16 protein-coding genes and 1 pseudogene are annotated in these 12,870 nt (G+C 68.0%); 11 read left to right on the forward strand and 6 right to left on the reverse strand.

What is annotated here, in order from left to right:
- Positions 1-35 precede the first annotated feature (35 nt).
- Positions 36-809 (forward strand): hypothetical protein, encoded by a 774-nt coding sequence (locus RN743_RS08505; protein WP_310778884.1) that lies wholly within the window; start codon positions 36-38, stop codon positions 807-809.
- Positions 810-813: 4 nt separating this feature from the next.
- Here the strand turns inward: RN743_RS08505 and RN743_RS08510 are convergent, their stop codons facing one another.
- Entirely contained in the window at positions 814-1,104 is a 291-nt protein-coding gene (locus RN743_RS08510; RefSeq protein ID WP_343219008.1) for a HigA family addiction module antitoxin, read from the reverse strand.
- Positions 1,105-1,280: 176 nt separating this feature from the next.
- Between RN743_RS08510 and RN743_RS08515 the strand changes: the two genes are divergently transcribed.
- The 4 genes from RN743_RS08515 (at position 1,281) to RN743_RS08530 (ending at position 5,685) form a co-directional block, all read left to right on the forward strand.
- Positions 1,281-2,411, forward strand: a complete 1,131-nt coding sequence (locus RN743_RS08515) for an MBL fold metallo-hydrolase (protein ID WP_310778888.1) — start codon at positions 1,281-1,283, stop codon at positions 2,409-2,411.
- A gap of 81 nt (positions 2,412-2,492) precedes the next feature.
- Positions 2,493-3,641: an NAD-dependent epimerase/dehydratase family protein gene (locus RN743_RS08520; protein WP_310778890.1), complete on the forward strand. Its 1,149-nt coding sequence runs from the start codon at positions 2,493-2,495 to the stop codon at positions 3,639-3,641.
- 77 nt (positions 3,642-3,718) lie between these two features.
- Complete coding sequence (gene soxC, locus RN743_RS08525; RefSeq protein WP_310778892.1) at positions 3,719-5,014, forward strand: sulfite dehydrogenase; 1,296 nt, start codon at positions 3,719-3,721, stop codon at positions 5,012-5,014.
- Positions 5,011-5,685 (forward strand): hypothetical protein, encoded by a 675-nt coding sequence (locus RN743_RS08530; protein WP_310778895.1) that lies wholly within the window; start codon positions 5,011-5,013, stop codon positions 5,683-5,685. Before soxC ends, RN743_RS08530 begins: the two co-directional genes overlap by 4 nt.
- A gap of 71 nt (positions 5,686-5,756) precedes the next feature.
- Here the strand turns inward: RN743_RS08530 and RN743_RS08535 are convergent, their stop codons facing one another.
- On the reverse strand, positions 5,757-6,044 hold the full coding sequence (locus tag RN743_RS08535) for a hypothetical protein (protein WP_310778898.1): 288 nt from the start codon (positions 6,042-6,044) through the stop codon (positions 5,757-5,759).
- A complete protein-coding gene (locus tag RN743_RS08540; RefSeq protein ID WP_310778901.1) occupies positions 6,037-6,387 on the reverse strand; it encodes a type II toxin-antitoxin system RelE/ParE family toxin in 351 nt (116 codons plus the stop codon). Before RN743_RS08540 ends, RN743_RS08535 begins: the two co-directional genes overlap by 8 nt.
- A 59-nt stretch (positions 6,388-6,446) precedes the next feature.
- On the opposite strand from RN743_RS08540, the pseudogene RN743_RS08545 reads away from it, so the two are divergent.
- From RN743_RS08545 to RN743_RS08570, 6 genes and pseudogenes are all read left to right on the forward strand, one after another.
- Positions 6,447-6,770: pseudogene (locus RN743_RS08545) on the forward strand (integrase core domain-containing protein); the annotation flags it as partial.
- Between the two features lie 52 nt (positions 6,771-6,822).
- Positions 6,823-7,098 (forward strand): hypothetical protein, encoded by a 276-nt coding sequence (locus RN743_RS08550; RefSeq protein WP_310778907.1) that lies wholly within the window; start codon positions 6,823-6,825, stop codon positions 7,096-7,098.
- 37 nt (positions 7,099-7,135) lie between these two features.
- The gene (locus RN743_RS08555; protein WP_310778909.1) at positions 7,136-8,002 is read left to right on the forward strand and encodes a hypothetical protein; all 867 of its coding nucleotides are present in this window, start codon (positions 7,136-7,138) and stop codon (positions 8,000-8,002) included.
- Between the two features lie 551 nt (positions 8,003-8,553).
- Positions 8,554-8,676, forward strand: coding sequence for a hypothetical protein (locus tag RN743_RS08560; RefSeq protein WP_310778912.1), 123 nt, complete (start codon positions 8,554-8,556; stop codon positions 8,674-8,676).
- Positions 8,673-8,957 carry a helix-turn-helix domain-containing protein gene (locus tag RN743_RS08565; RefSeq protein ID WP_310778915.1) on the forward strand — a complete coding sequence of 95 codons (285 nt, stop codon included), beginning with the start codon at positions 8,673-8,675 and terminating at the stop codon, positions 8,955-8,957. Before RN743_RS08560 ends, RN743_RS08565 begins: the two co-directional genes overlap by 4 nt.
- Before the next feature lie 119 nt (positions 8,958-9,076).
- The gene (locus RN743_RS08570; RefSeq protein WP_310778917.1) at positions 9,077-9,271 is read left to right on the forward strand and encodes a hypothetical protein; all 195 of its coding nucleotides are present in this window, start codon (positions 9,077-9,079) and stop codon (positions 9,269-9,271) included.
- 42 nt (positions 9,272-9,313) lie between these two features.
- Here the strand turns inward: RN743_RS08570 and RN743_RS08575 are convergent, their stop codons facing one another.
- The 3 genes from RN743_RS08575 to RN743_RS08585 form a co-directional block, all read right to left on the reverse strand.
- A complete protein-coding gene (locus tag RN743_RS08575; protein WP_310778919.1) occupies positions 9,314-11,035 on the reverse strand; it encodes a sodium:solute symporter family protein in 1,722 nt (573 codons plus the stop codon).
- Complete coding sequence (locus RN743_RS08580) at positions 11,032-11,334, reverse strand: DUF4212 domain-containing protein (protein WP_310778922.1); 303 nt, start codon at positions 11,332-11,334, stop codon at positions 11,032-11,034. The genes RN743_RS08575 and RN743_RS08580 overlap by 4 nt, the downstream gene beginning before the upstream one ends.
- Positions 11,335-11,537: 203 nt before the next feature.
- On the reverse strand, positions 11,538-12,833 hold the full coding sequence (locus tag RN743_RS08585) for an O-acetylhomoserine aminocarboxypropyltransferase/cysteine synthase family protein (RefSeq protein ID WP_310778925.1): 1,296 nt from the start codon (positions 12,831-12,833) through the stop codon (positions 11,538-11,540).
- Between the last annotated feature and the right edge of the window lie 37 nt (positions 12,834-12,870).

Here is a 12,870-nt window from a genome sequence, read left to right on the forward strand (position 1 = left end):
TGCCGGCCCGCCATCGTGCGTTCCTCGAGCGCGCGTTGGCTGCGGTTCCCGCGATCGACGGCCTTGTCGGGCTGGCGGCGGGCGGGTCGTTCATCGCGGGCGAGATGGACGAGTTCTCGGATCTCGACCTCGTGCTGGCGGTGGAACCCGAGGCGTGGCCGGAGATCCTCGCCCGGCAGCAGGCGGTCGCCGCCCAGATCGATCCCTCGTTTCTGGCGGGCTTCACGGGGGAGCACGTGGGAGAGCCGCGCCTGCTCGTGTGCCTCTACGGCCCTCCCCTCCTGCACGTGGACCTGAAGTTCGTGTCGCTCGACGACGTGCACGAACGGATCGAGGACCCGGTCATCCTGTGGGAGGCCGACGGCTGCCTGAGCGCCGCGTTCGCCCGCGCCGCCCCCCGTTACCCGGCCGCGAACCCGGACTGGATCGAGGCGCGGTTCTGGATCTGGGCGCACTACCTCGCCGACAAGATCGAGCGCGGAGAGATCTTCGAGGCGCTGGACGGACTCACGTTGCTTCGGGCCGCCGTGCTGGGACCGCTGGCGTTCCTCGGAGCCGGCGTCGAGGCGACCGGCGTGCGTCGGATCGAGGACCGGCTCCCCGCCTTCGCGACCGATCTCGAACGGACCGTCGGAGGCGTCGACGCCGCGGCGTGCGTGGCCGCACTCGAGGCCGCGATCGAACTCTACACCGAGCTTCGAAAGGCTGTGGCAGCGGGGAGCGACGTCGAAGCGAGCGCTGTCGAACGCGAAGTCCGGGCGTACGTCGCGGGGCTTCCCGCCCGGCTGCGGTTACCCGGTCGAGCCTAGGGCTTCAAGCGGGGGCCGGTATCCGCTCGACGTGGATCCGGTCGGCCCTCTTCATGGCCTGCGCAAGGTCGTAGGCCGACTGAAGGCGATACCAGGTCTCTGCCCCGCCTCCAAACGCCTTGTCCAAACGAATCGCCATTTCGGGAGAGATGCCCGAACGGCCGTTGACGAGTTCCGAAAGCTGCTTTCGGCTGACACCCAGCCTCCGCGCTGCCTCCGTCACGGTGAGCCCCAGGGGCTCCAGGAAATCGTGGCGCACGGACAAGCCCGGATGCGGCGGGTTCTTCATCGGCACGTCAGGGCCTCCAAGCCTCGGTGGCGAAAGCCATGGATCATCGCATAGACTGTAACGTGTTACGTAATAGGTGTCAACATGCGTCACGGTAACCGGGCTCATCTCGTTGAGCGGCGACCGGGCCCCGTGGTATGATCGAAGGGAACCATCAACGTGCGATCAACAGGAGGCGGTCGGTGCGGAGCAAGCGTGTGACCCGGAGCGGTCTTCCTCGGAGGGGGCGCAGCGGGAGCGTCGTTTCGGCCGGCATCCTCGCGACGGCGTGGCTCTGTGGCGCGTGCGCTCCGGCGGATCCCGGGAGCGGCGGCGAAGATCGTGGAGCGGAGGGGGTTGGCTCCGCGGCGACGGAGGCGGTCCACTTCGCGTTCACGGAGGTCGTGCCGGGGGTCTACCACGCGCGCGGGGCGAGCGACCTCGTCGTGGGATCGAACGCCGGCGTGGTGGTGAACGAGGCGGACGTGCTCCTCGTCGATTCCCACATTTCCCCCGCGGCGGCGAGCGCCCTCATCGAGGATCTCCGCTCGATCACCGACAACCCCGTGCGCTACGCCGCGAACACGCACTGGCACTTCGACCACGCGCACGGCAACCAGGTGTATCCGCCCGAGGTCGAGATCATCAGCCACGAGGCGACCCGGGCGGCGATCGCGGCGGGACGCTCGAATTCGGGCCGCTCGTACGAACTCTTCGTGGGATCGATCCCCAGGCGGATCGACCAGTTGGAGGCGACGCTCGACACGATGACGGACGCGGCGGCGCGCGCGGAGCTGGAGGCGACGCTCGAAGCGCAGCGGACCTACTACGCGCAGTTGCAGGAGGTCGTCCCCACGCCTCCCAACACGACGCTCTCGGAGCGGCTCACGCTCCATCGCGGCGGACGCGAGATCCAGTTCCACTTCTTCGGCCGCGCCCACACGGAAGGCGACGTCATCGTTTACCTCCCGGATGACCGCGTGATCATCACCGGAGACATGCTCACGGCCGGTCTCCCCTACATGGGCGACGGGTACGTGAACGAGTGGGTCGAGACGCTCGACCGGCTGAAGGCGCTCGACTTCGACTGGATCATCCCCGGCCACGGCGAGCCGTACCGGGACCGGGAGCGGATCGACCACCTGCAGGCCTACATGCGGGACCTGTGGGACCAGTCCGTCGCGCTCCACGGTCAGGGAGTGAGCGCCGAGGACGCGGCGGCGCGCATCGACCTTACCGCCCACGCCGACAACTTCGGCGGGATCGCCAGCCCGGGCGCGAACCCGGTGGCGGTGCTGCGGATCTTCGAGCTGCTCGACGGCACCGTGAACTGAGACGGGGCCGCGCGGACGGAACCATGAAGACGGAACCATGAGGACCCAACCATAAGGACGGAACCAGAAAGGGAGTTCACGATGTCCACAGATTCAAACCGTCGCGATTTTCTGAAGGTCACGGCGGCGGCGGGCGCCGCCTTCGGGCTCGGCGTCCCCGGTGCGGCCCGCGCCCTCTCGCCTCGGCCGGCCGCGAAGCCGGCGCCCGCGGGCCAGGCCCGGACGCTGCTCATCCTGGGCGGGACCGGCTTCATCGGCCCCTACCAGGTGCGATCGGCGCTCGCTCAGGGGCTGGAAGTGACGATCTTCAACCGCGGCAGCCGCCCCGGCATGTTCGAGGGCGTGGAGGAACTCGTCGGCGACCGGAACGGGGACTTCGAGTCGCTGCGCGGACGGACGTGGGATGTCGTGATCGACAACTCGACGGCCCGTCCCGACTGGGTGACGAGCATCGGGGAGTTCCTGCGCGACTCGGTCGGGTACTTTTACTACGTCTCCTCTCGATCCGCGTACGCGAGCCACTCCACCGTACCGATGACGTCCGCCGTGCCGTCGTACACGTACGAGACGGCCGGCGTGGACCGCGCGACCGCCGACATCACGCGCCTTCCCTACGGCCTCGCGAAGGCGGAGTCCGAGCGCGAGGCGATGCGGATCTTCCCCGACCGCTACGGGATCTTCAGGCCCGGCCTCATCATCGGACCCGACGATCCTACAGACCGCTTCACGTACTGGCCGGTGCGGATCCACCGCGGCGGCGAGGTGCTGTCTCCCGGCGACGGGACGGACCCGGTGCAGATCATCGACGTGCGCGATCTGGGCGACTTCATGGCGCTGTCCTCGGACCGCGGGCACACGGGCATCTTCAACCTCGTGGGTCCCGCCACGCCGCGGCCGATGTCCGAACTCCTGTACGGCATCCGCGCCGTGACGACCGCCGAGACGACGTTCACGTGGGTCCCGCGCGAGTTCCTCGCCGAGCGCGGCGTGCGGCCCTACGCCGAGATGCCGGTGTGGCGGCCGCCGACGCCGGGGTCGGAGGGGTTCGCGCGCTTCGACCTCTCCAACGAAGTCGCGCACGGGATGACGTTCCGCTCGCTGGCGGATACCACGCAGGCGACGCTGGACTTCCACTTCTCCCGTACGCCCGAGCGCCAGGCGGCGATGCGGCCGAGGCTCCCCGCGGAGCGGGAGGCGGAGATCCTGCGCGAGTGGCACGCGTCGCGCTGACGGCGGGCCGCCGCGGGGGTCGCCCTTGCCGGCCCTCGTGACGGCGGCAACTGTGGTCGGCGTTCGCACGCAGGACGGTGCAGAGTGGTGAACTGGAAGGGCGGAACGTGGGGCAGGAGACCGACGGAAACGGAGGCGACGTGAACGACCGGGAAGAAGGTTCGGGCCTCACGCGGCGAGCCCTGATCGCCGGAGCCGCGGTGGCCGCCGGAGGTGCGATCACCGCCAGCGCAACGCGCGGACTGGTCCAGGAGGCGCAAGATCCGACGAAGGTGCCGGGCGCGCGTCCCGTCACGGTCGGGTCCCGTTCGCCGCACGAGACGCCGGAGAAGCTGCTGTCCGGATCGATGGGCGGCTCCTCGCGCACGCCGCTCCAGGACCTGCACGGGATCATGACCCCGGCCGACCTCCACTTCGAGCGGCACCACCACGGGATCCCCTACATCGATCCCGCGACCTACCGCCTCCTCATCCACGGCATGGTCGACCGGCCGACGCTGTTCACGCTCGAGGACCTGAAGCGCTTCCCGCAGGTGTCGAAGCTGCTCTTCATCGAGTGTTCCGGGAACGGCGGTGGCGCCTACGCCCCGTCGCCCAGCCCGCAGCACACGCCCCAGTCGGTCGACGGCCTGCTGAGCACGAGCGAGTGGTCCGGCGTCGCGCTCTCCACGCTGTTCGAGGAGGTGGGCGCGCACGCGGACGCGACGTGGTTTCTCGCCGAGGGATCGGACGCGGCGGTCATGGGCCGCAGCATCCCGATGGAGAAGGCGTGGGACGACGCGATGATCGCCTACGCCCAGAACGGGGAGGCGATCCGGCCCGAGCAGGGCTACCCCGCGCGGGTGTTCCTGCCCGGGTGGGAGGGCAACGCGAGCGTGAAGTGGGTCCGGCGCATCGAACTCTCCGACCGGCCCGGGATGTACCGCGACGAGACGTCCAAGTACACGGACCCGCTCCCGGACGGGACGGCGCGGCAGTTTTCCTTCGTGATGGATGCGAAGTCGATCATCACGTACCCAACCTACCCGCGGCGTCTGCCGGGGCCGGGATTCGTCGAGATCTCCGGCTACGCATGGACCGGCCGGGGCCTGATCGAGCGCGTGGAGGTGAGCACGGACGGCGGCGACTCCTGGCACGACGCCGTGCTGCAGGAACCCGTGCTGCCGAAGTGCACGACGCGGTTCCGCCACGGCTGGGAATGGGACGGCGACCCGGCGCACCTGCTGAGCCGCGCGACGGACGAGACGGGCTACACGCAGCCGGTCCGCCAGCAGGTCCTCGACGCGCGCGGACCCGGCACGCGCTACCACTCCAACGCGATCCGGGGTTGGCGCATCGCCGCCGACGGCTCCATCGAGTTCGCGCCGGTATGAGCCGCGCCAACGTGGTCTCGCGGCTGCTGACGCTGGCGGCCCTCGTGCCGGCGCTGGCGGCCTGCGGCGCGGGCGATTCCGAAGGTGGTCCGGAGGCCGGCAGCGCCGCACCCGGCGCGACCGCGGTTGCGACGAGCGATCCGGGCGACGGGATGACCCGACGGGCGGGCGCGGCCGAACCCGTGTACGGCTTCGGGACGCCCGCCACGGCATCGCAGATCGCGGCGTGGGACATCGACATCGGTCCCGACGGCGCGGGCCTGCCGCCCGGACAGGGCACCGTCGCGGAGGGACTGGAGGTGTGGGAGCGCCACCGCTGCATTCTCTGCCACGGCCCCACCGGGCGTGAGGGCCCGAACGACCTCCTCACGGGCCGCATCCCCGGAGACGAGTTCCCGTTCGCGAACGACCGCAGCCTGCGCTCCACCGTCGGCAACTACTGGCCCTACGCGACCACGCTGTTCGACTACACCCGCCGCGCCATGCCCTTCGACCTGCCGGGCACGATGACGGACGAGGAGGTCTACGCCGTGGTCGCGGCCATGCTCTACTTCAACGACCTCCTGCCGGCGGACGCCGTCGTCGACTCCGCAGTGGTCGTCGACACGCGCATGCCCGCCCGCGACCGCTTCGTCCCCGACAACCGAACCGGCGGCCCCACCATCCGCTGATTCAACGCGAAGTACGAAACCCGTCACAAGAGAGACGTTCCCGCGGGAACGTCCCCGAGACTTTCGTGACCCTACACGAGCTCGATTCGGAGCCGCCGCCCCAGCGCCTCGGCGGCTCCGATCAGCGTGACGAGCTGTATCCGATCGTTGTTGGGGTCCAGTATCCGGTCCAACTGGCTGCGGCTCGTGTTCATCTTCCTCGCCATCGCATTCTTGCTCAGGCGTTCCGTCGCCATGGCCTCCTTCAATTGCCACGCGATGACACGCTTGACGGCCGCCGCCGTCGCCTCCTCCAGCGTCCCTTGCTCGCGCAGGTAGTCCTCGAAGGAAGAACCGACGCCCCCTCTTTCCTCAACCATGAACGAACTCCCTTGCCCGCCTCCGTGCGATGTCGATATCGGACTTCGGCACCTTCTTCGTCTTCTTTACGAATCCGTGCAGCAACACCAACCGGTTGTCGTGGATCACGAAGATCACGCGAGCGATCCGACGACCGCTGATCCGTGATCGTATCTCGTGGAGACCACGGCCAAGTGATCGGGTGAGCGGCATGCCAATCGGCCATCCGAACTCGACGGTCGCGATGTCAATCCCGATCGCACGCCGGCTCTCGGCGTCAAGCTCGAGAAGCCACTCCCGCACGGGCTCGTTGCCGCCGGCGGTAGCATAGAACGCGGCGGGGAGGCGTTTAGCCGCTGACATGGTCGCTTACCGGATGCATGTACCTTATATGGTACACGCCGTCAAGCGCGTCTCAACTAGTTGTGAGTCCTGAGCGACACGGACACGAGTTCTGCGGCCTCGAGGACGAGCACCCCTACGAGCTGTTCCTCCAGCTCGAGGAGATCGAGCACCGGAACACGAAGGTGGGCCGGCCGCGGTCGAACGGGCTCATCGAACGCTTCCACCGCACGCTCCTGGACGAGCACCTCAGGGGTAAAGGGCCTGACGACATGGTACGAGTCCGTCGAGGAGATGCACGCTGATCTGGACGCCTACCTCGAAACCTACAACCGCAACCGACCCACTGCGGCCGCGGCATGGAGGGGTGGACGCCGTATCAGGTCTTCAAGAAGGGGATCCGGAAGCCCCGGAGCCCGGACACGCTCGGTAACGGACGATCCCTTGTGAAGATTCTTGCTGCGATTCGTGCCCGCCGACGAATGCGACGAGGACGCAGCGCTCGAGGGCGACGGCGAATCGGTCGCGCTGGTCGCCCTGGGCCTGCTGGTGCTTGTAGCCGGCAGCGTGGTTCGCGCGGCTCCTGGAAGAGCGGACCGCGTGCGGTCGTTGCACGCGTTGCCGCTGTTTTGGCCCTCCCTCCCAGACCCGCTGTTGCTCGTCGAAAAGCCGCGCGAGAGCCCGCGCCTCGGCGCTCTCCGCAGCTTTCGGATTTCCGAGACGCGACGCTAGGTTCGGGGACGCCAACCACCTCACCCGGAGCTGAACGATGCGGCGACTGCGTACACTCTTCCTCCTCGGCGCGCTGACCACCGGACCCCTGGCGCTCGCGACGCCCGCCCCCTCCCTTGCCCAGAGTCGCACGAACGTGGCCATGGCGGAGAGCTGGCCGGAGGCCGATCCTAGTGACGTGGAGTCGGTCGACAGCATCCTGACCGCCCTCTACGACGTGATCTCGGGCCCGGCCGGGCAGGCGCGCGACTGGGACCGTTTCTGCTCGCTGTTCATCCCCGAAGCCCGCCTCATTCCCACGGGCCGGTCTCTGGAGGGAGAGCACCGTTACCAAGCGTGGAGCCCGGGGGAATATGCCGAGCAGGAGGGCGACTTCCTCGAGCAGAACGGGTTCTTCGCGCGGGAGGTCGCGCGCACTGAGGAGCGCTTCGGCCCCGTGGTGCACGCGTTCTCGACCTACGATCCCAAGCGCAACGCGGACGACCCCGAGCGGTTCGCGCGCGGCATCAACTCCATCCAGCTGATGCACGACGATGATCGCTGGTACGTCGTCACGATCTACTGGGCGGTCGAACAGCCGGATCTGCCGATCCCGGGCCAGTATCTGCCTTCGACCAGTGGTGTCTCGTCACTGGAGGAGCGAGTCGAGAAGCTGGAAGAACAGGTGACGGCGTTAACCGCGACCCAGTTGCTTCTGGCCGACCAGCTTGTTGTGGAGCAAACATGGAACGTCGCTCGATTCGCTCGCCTGAGGAACACCGTATGCCGCGTGACTGTCCTTACCGCTGGCGAGGATCCTGATCAGATGTCTGATTTTTTGGAGATGTGCGAAGACGGGCTCGACCAAGGTCTTGAGCGTGATTTCGAGGCTCTTCGTTCCACAGGAGGAAGCAACCGTCCGTGACTCCGTCCCCGTAGAGGTGGTGGGGAGACGCGAAGTCGGTCACTACGTCGCCATCAAGGCCGGAGCCGCCGGACATCGATCCCCCCGACTTGGTCGACCCGGTTACCGTCCGCTGGTAACTGTTCCGTCAGGCCGTGGAGGCACAGTCGGCCGACGGGCTGGCCGGGCGTGATCGGTCCCAATAGCTCTTGCCGATTGCATTGAGAAGGTGATCCTCGTAGTCAACATGGTTGTCTTGGACGTGCTGCCAAAGCAGTTCAGCCAACGAAGTCGAATCTCGGGCCGAAGGCACTCGCGCGGGCCAGTGCCCTTCGAGATAAGCCATCAGGGCGGTGCGGTAGATGGTTGAGGCCAGTGAGAGCAGGGGGGGAGCCCCGTCGCCATCCGTCAGGAGGAGTTTGGCCGATACCTTGTCTCCGTGGACGAACTTGCTTCTGGGCTACCCCGTCTCGAAACGGCATCACGAAGCCGCGCCAGCGACTGACCTCCTGGCCACCAACGGCCGTGGTCTAGTTTCCTTTATAGTTCCCCTATTTTTCGGGGGTGAGGGAGTGCCGATCTACGCGCTTCTAGCCTACTCGAAGTCCGACAAGACCGACCTGACCCGCGGCGAGCGCCGAGCGGTGGCTGCGCTCGTCGCCGCCATCAAGCTTCACGGAAAGCAGGGGAAATGAGCACGTTTGGAGAAGACCTGATCCAGTCCTTGAACGAGGCCTTGGACCATGCGAAGGGGGAGGGCCCCGCCATCGTTCACGCCCCGATCTCCCCGCGCGAAGTTCGTATGGAGGCGAAGCTGACACAGGCTCAAATGGCGGCCCTGATGGGAATGAGCCTCTCCGGCTACCGGAAGTGGGAGCAGGGGAGACGACGCGTCAGCGGCCCGGCTGCGGCGCTTCTGCGCATCATCAAGCACGATCCCAACGCCGTGCGGCCTGCGCTGGTGCAGTCGCCATAAGAGGTGGAGCGTCCGTCAGCCCGCCTTGGGGAAGCGTGAGTTCCTGCGGCCCCAGCTGTTCCGCTGACGAGCGGCCGACGCGGGTCGGATGGGTCGCCGGGGTCGGCATCGAAATGCCGGTGGCGAGTGCCTGGACCCTCCGACTCGAAGGCCTCTACAACGATTTCGGCGAGACCGTCCACCAGGCGGAGAACCGGCTCGGCGTCAACGCCGGCGTCTGCGGGCCGGCCGGGCTCCCAAGCCCATGCCGCTACGGCTTCGACCAGCGGCTCGCTCTGCGACGCCTCGTCCTCGTGCGCCATCTCGACCGCTGATCGCTCTGCGGCCCCGAGGCCGTCGCCCGACCCGCCGACGCGTCAGCCGCTGATTTCGTGTGCCTCGCCGGCGCCCCGCGGCAGGCGGATCCGCTCCACCAGCCGCTGCGCCTCGGCCGGGGGCGCGGGCGTGAAGCGGGACACGACGGTCGCCACCGCGAAGTTCACCGCCATTCCCAGGGCCCCGATCCCCTCGGGTGAGATCCCGAACCACCAGTTTTCCGCCACGTTCGCGGCCGGGTTCACGAACTTGAAGTAGACGATGTAGGCCGCCGTGAGCGTGATGCCGCACAGCATGCCCGCGATCGCCCCCTCGCGGTTGAGCCGCTTCGAGAAGATGCCGAGGATGATGACGGGGAAGAAGGACGATGCCGCGAGCCCGAACGCGAACGCGACGACCTCCGCCACGAAGCCCGGCGGATTGATCCCCAGATACCCGGCCACGAGGACGGCCGCCCCGGCGCTGAACCGCGCCGCGAGGAGTTCGCCCCGCTCGCTGATGTCCGGACGCCAGTTGCGCTTGAGCAGGTCGTGGCTGATCGCCGCCGAGAGCACGAGCAGGAGTCCGGCCGCCGTCGAGAGCGCCGCCGCCAGCCCGCCCGCCGCCACGAGTCCCACCACCCAGTTCGGCAGCCGCGCGATCTCCGGGTTCGCGAGCACCATGATGTCGCGGTCGATCGTGAGTTCGTTCTGCACGGGCGCCCCCGCCGCGTCCACCGCGTCCGCCCCCACGTACTGGATGAGTCCGTCCCCGTTGTGGTCCTCGTACGAGATCAACCCCGTCGTCTCCCACTTCGTGAACCACTCCGGCATCTCCGCGTACGGCTGGTCCGTCACCGTGTTGAGCAGGTTCGTCCGCGCGAACACCGCCACCGCCGGCGCCGCCGTGTACAGGAGCGCGATGAACACGAGCGCCCAGCCCACGCTGATCCGCGCGTCCCGCACCTTCGGCACCGTGTAGAAGCGGATGATGACGTGCGGCAGCCCCGCCGTCCCCACCATGAGCGCGGCCGTGATCGCGAGCACGTCGAGCGTCGATTTCGTCCCGTCCGTGTAGGCGGTGAAGCCCAGTTCCTGGTGCAGTCCGTTCAGGCGGTCGAGCAGGAACGTCCCCGTCTCCTGGTCCGCCGCGCCGAGCCCGATCTGCGGAATCGGGATTCCCGTGACCATCATCGAGAGGAAGATCGCGGGCACCATGTACGCGAAGATCAGCACGCAGTACTGCGCCACCTGCGTGTAGGTGATCCCCTTCATCCCGCCGAGCACCGCGTAGAAGAAGACGATCCCCATCCCGATGATCACGCCCCAGACGATGTCGATCTCCAGGAAGCGGCTGAACACGATCCCCACGCCGCGCATCTGGCCCGCGACGTAGGTGAACGAGACGAAGATCGCGCAGATCACGGCCACGACCCGCGCCGTCTGGGAGTAGTAGCGCTCTCCCACGAAGTCGGGGACGGTGAACGCGCCGAACTTCCGCAGATACGGTGCGAGAAGCAGCGCCAGGAGCACGTAGCCCCCCGTCCAGCCCATGAGGTAGACCGAGCCATCGTAGCCGAGGAAGGAGATGATCCCGGCCATCGAGATGAAGGAGGCGGCCGACATCCAGTCCGCCGCGGTCGCCATCCCGTTGGCGAGGGGATGGACCCCCTTGCCCGCCACGTAGAACTCGCTCGTGGAATGGGCCCGCGACCAGATCGCGATGCCGATATAGAGCGCGAACGAAAGCCCGACGAGCGTCGCCGTCCACTGGAGGACCGTCATGCCGCGCCCTCCTCTCCGGCTACGTCGTCACGCTCATCCACGTCGAACGCGCGGTCGAGCCGGTTCATGAGGACGACGTAGACGAAGATGAGGACGACGAAGACGTAGATCGCGCCCTGCTGCGCGAACCAGAACCCGAGCGGGAAGCCGGTCCCCGGAATCCGGATCGTGTCGAGCGCGCCGGCAAACACGATCCCGGCGCCGTAGGACACCAGCGCCCAGATCGCGAGGAGCGTCCCCACATAGCGGAGGTTGCGGCGCCAGTACGCCAGATGGTCGCGGCTTGACGGTTCGTTCATGTGACTCCCGGCGGGTTGTCGGCGCGTCCCAAGTCACGTTCACGACAGCCGGTAGAGCCGGCCGTCCGCCCCGGCGCCGCAGCGACCAAGTGTATCACGGCGACCGAGGGCCGATCCAGACTGCCCCCCGGATTGACCCGCCGGCCGGCCCTCCGCGGACGTGTGGATCCGCCGAGGGCCGGTGGCGGGCTTGCTGCGGAGCGCTATGCGGCGGCCGGCCGGGCCGACGACGCCACGGCCAGCGCGCGGTCGAGGTCCTCGATGATGTCCTCGATGTGCTCGATGCCCACGGAGAGCCGGATCGTCTCCGGGCGCACCCCCACGCTGAGCTGCTCTTCCTCGGTGAGCTGCCGGTGCGTCGTGGACGCCGGGTGGCACGCCAGCGACTTCGCATCCCCGATGTTCACGAGCCGCTTGAACAGCTCGAGCGCGTCGTAGAACTTCACGCCCGCCTCGAAGCCGCCCTTCACCCCGAACGTCAGGATCCCCGACGCCCGGCCGCCGAGGTACTTCAGCGCCAGCTCGTGGTAGGGGTCGCCCGGCAGACCGGCGTAGCTCACCCACTCCACCGCCGGGTGGTCGTTCAGGTGCTGCGCCACGGCCAGCGCGTTCTCGGAGTGGCGCTCGATGCGGAGGTTCAGCGTCTGGATCCCCTGGATGATCTGGAACGCGTTGAAGGGCGAGATCGCCGATCCTGTGTTCCGCAGCGGCACCGTGCGCGCCCGCCCGATGTAGGCGGCCGGCCCGAGCGCCTCCGTGTAGACGACCCCGTGGTAGCTCGGCTCCGGCGTGGTGAACTGCGGATAGCGGCTCGCGTGCTCCGTCCAGTCGAACTTCCCGGAGTCGACGATGGCGCCACCGAGCGAGTTGCCGTGGCCGCCGATGTACTTCGTCAGCGAGTGCACCACGATGTCGAACCCGTGCTCGATCGGCTTGAGGAGCGCGGGCGTGGCGACCGTGTTGTCCACGATGGTGGCGACGCCGTGGGCGTGCGCCACGTCGGCCACCGCCGCAAGGTCCACGATGTTGCCCGCCGGGTTGCCGATGCTTTCGACGAACACCGCCTTCGTGCGGTCATCGATCAGCCTGGCCAGATCGTCCGGGCCGTCGCCTTCGGCGAAGCGCACCTCGATCCCCTGCTGCGGCAGCATGTGGGCGAAGAGCGTGTAGGTGCCGCCGTACAACTGGGGCACCGAGACGATGTTGTCCCCCGCGGCGGCGAGGTTGAGGACCGAATAGTTGACGGCCGCGCTGCCGGAGGACAGCGCCAGCGCCGCCAGCCCGCGCTCGAGCTGGGCAATCCGCTCCTCCAGCACGGCCTGCGTGGGGTTCATGATGCGGGAGTAGATGTTGCCCTCGACCTCGAGGTTGAAGAGGTCCGCGCCGTGTTGCGCGTCATCGAACTCGTACGCCACGGTCTGGTACAGCGGCACCGCGACCGCGTGCGTGGTGGGCTCGGACTCGTATCCGAGGTGAATCGCTACAGTTTCGTCTCTCATTGGTCTCAACCCTTTCGTGAGATCGATTGCGACTGAA

The sequence above is a fragment of the Candidatus Palauibacter scopulicola genome, assembly GCF_947581915.1.
In the GTDB taxonomy this organism is placed as follows: Bacteria; Gemmatimonadota; Gemmatimonadetes; order Palauibacterales; family Palauibacteraceae; genus Palauibacter; species Palauibacter scopulicola.

Bases quoted from the DNA above. Each gene is read 5' to 3' on its own strand.
- RN743_RS08520 (WP_310778890.1), top strand. From the start codon at position 2,493: ATGTCCACAGATTCAAACCGTCGCGATTTTCTGAAGGTCACGGCGGCG.
- RN743_RS08575 (WP_310778919.1), bottom strand. From the start codon at position 11,035: ATGACGGTCCTCCAGTGGACGGCGACGCTCGTCGGGCTTTCGTTCGCG.
- RN743_RS08530 (WP_310778895.1), top strand. From the start codon at position 5,011: ATGAGCCGCGCCAACGTGGTCTCGCGGCTGCTGACGCTGGCGGCCCTC.
- RN743_RS08540 (WP_310778901.1), bottom strand. From the start codon at position 6,387: ATGTCAGCGGCTAAACGCCTCCCCGCCGCGTTCTATGCTACCGCCGGC.
- RN743_RS08585 (WP_310778925.1), bottom strand. From the start codon at position 12,833: ATGAGAGACGAAACTGTAGCGATTCACCTCGGATACGAGTCCGAGCCC.
- RN743_RS08565 (WP_310778915.1), top strand. From the start codon at position 8,673: ATGAGCACGTTTGGAGAAGACCTGATCCAGTCCTTGAACGAGGCCTTG.
- RN743_RS08535 (WP_310778898.1), bottom strand. From the start codon at position 6,044: ATGGTTGAGGAAAGAGGGGGCGTCGGTTCTTCCTTCGAGGACTACCTG.
- RN743_RS08580 (WP_310778922.1), bottom strand. From the start codon at position 11,334: ATGAACGAACCGTCAAGCCGCGACCATCTGGCGTACTGGCGCCGCAAC.
- RN743_RS08555 (WP_310778909.1), top strand. From the start codon at position 7,136: ATGCGGCGACTGCGTACACTCTTCCTCCTCGGCGCGCTGACCACCGGA.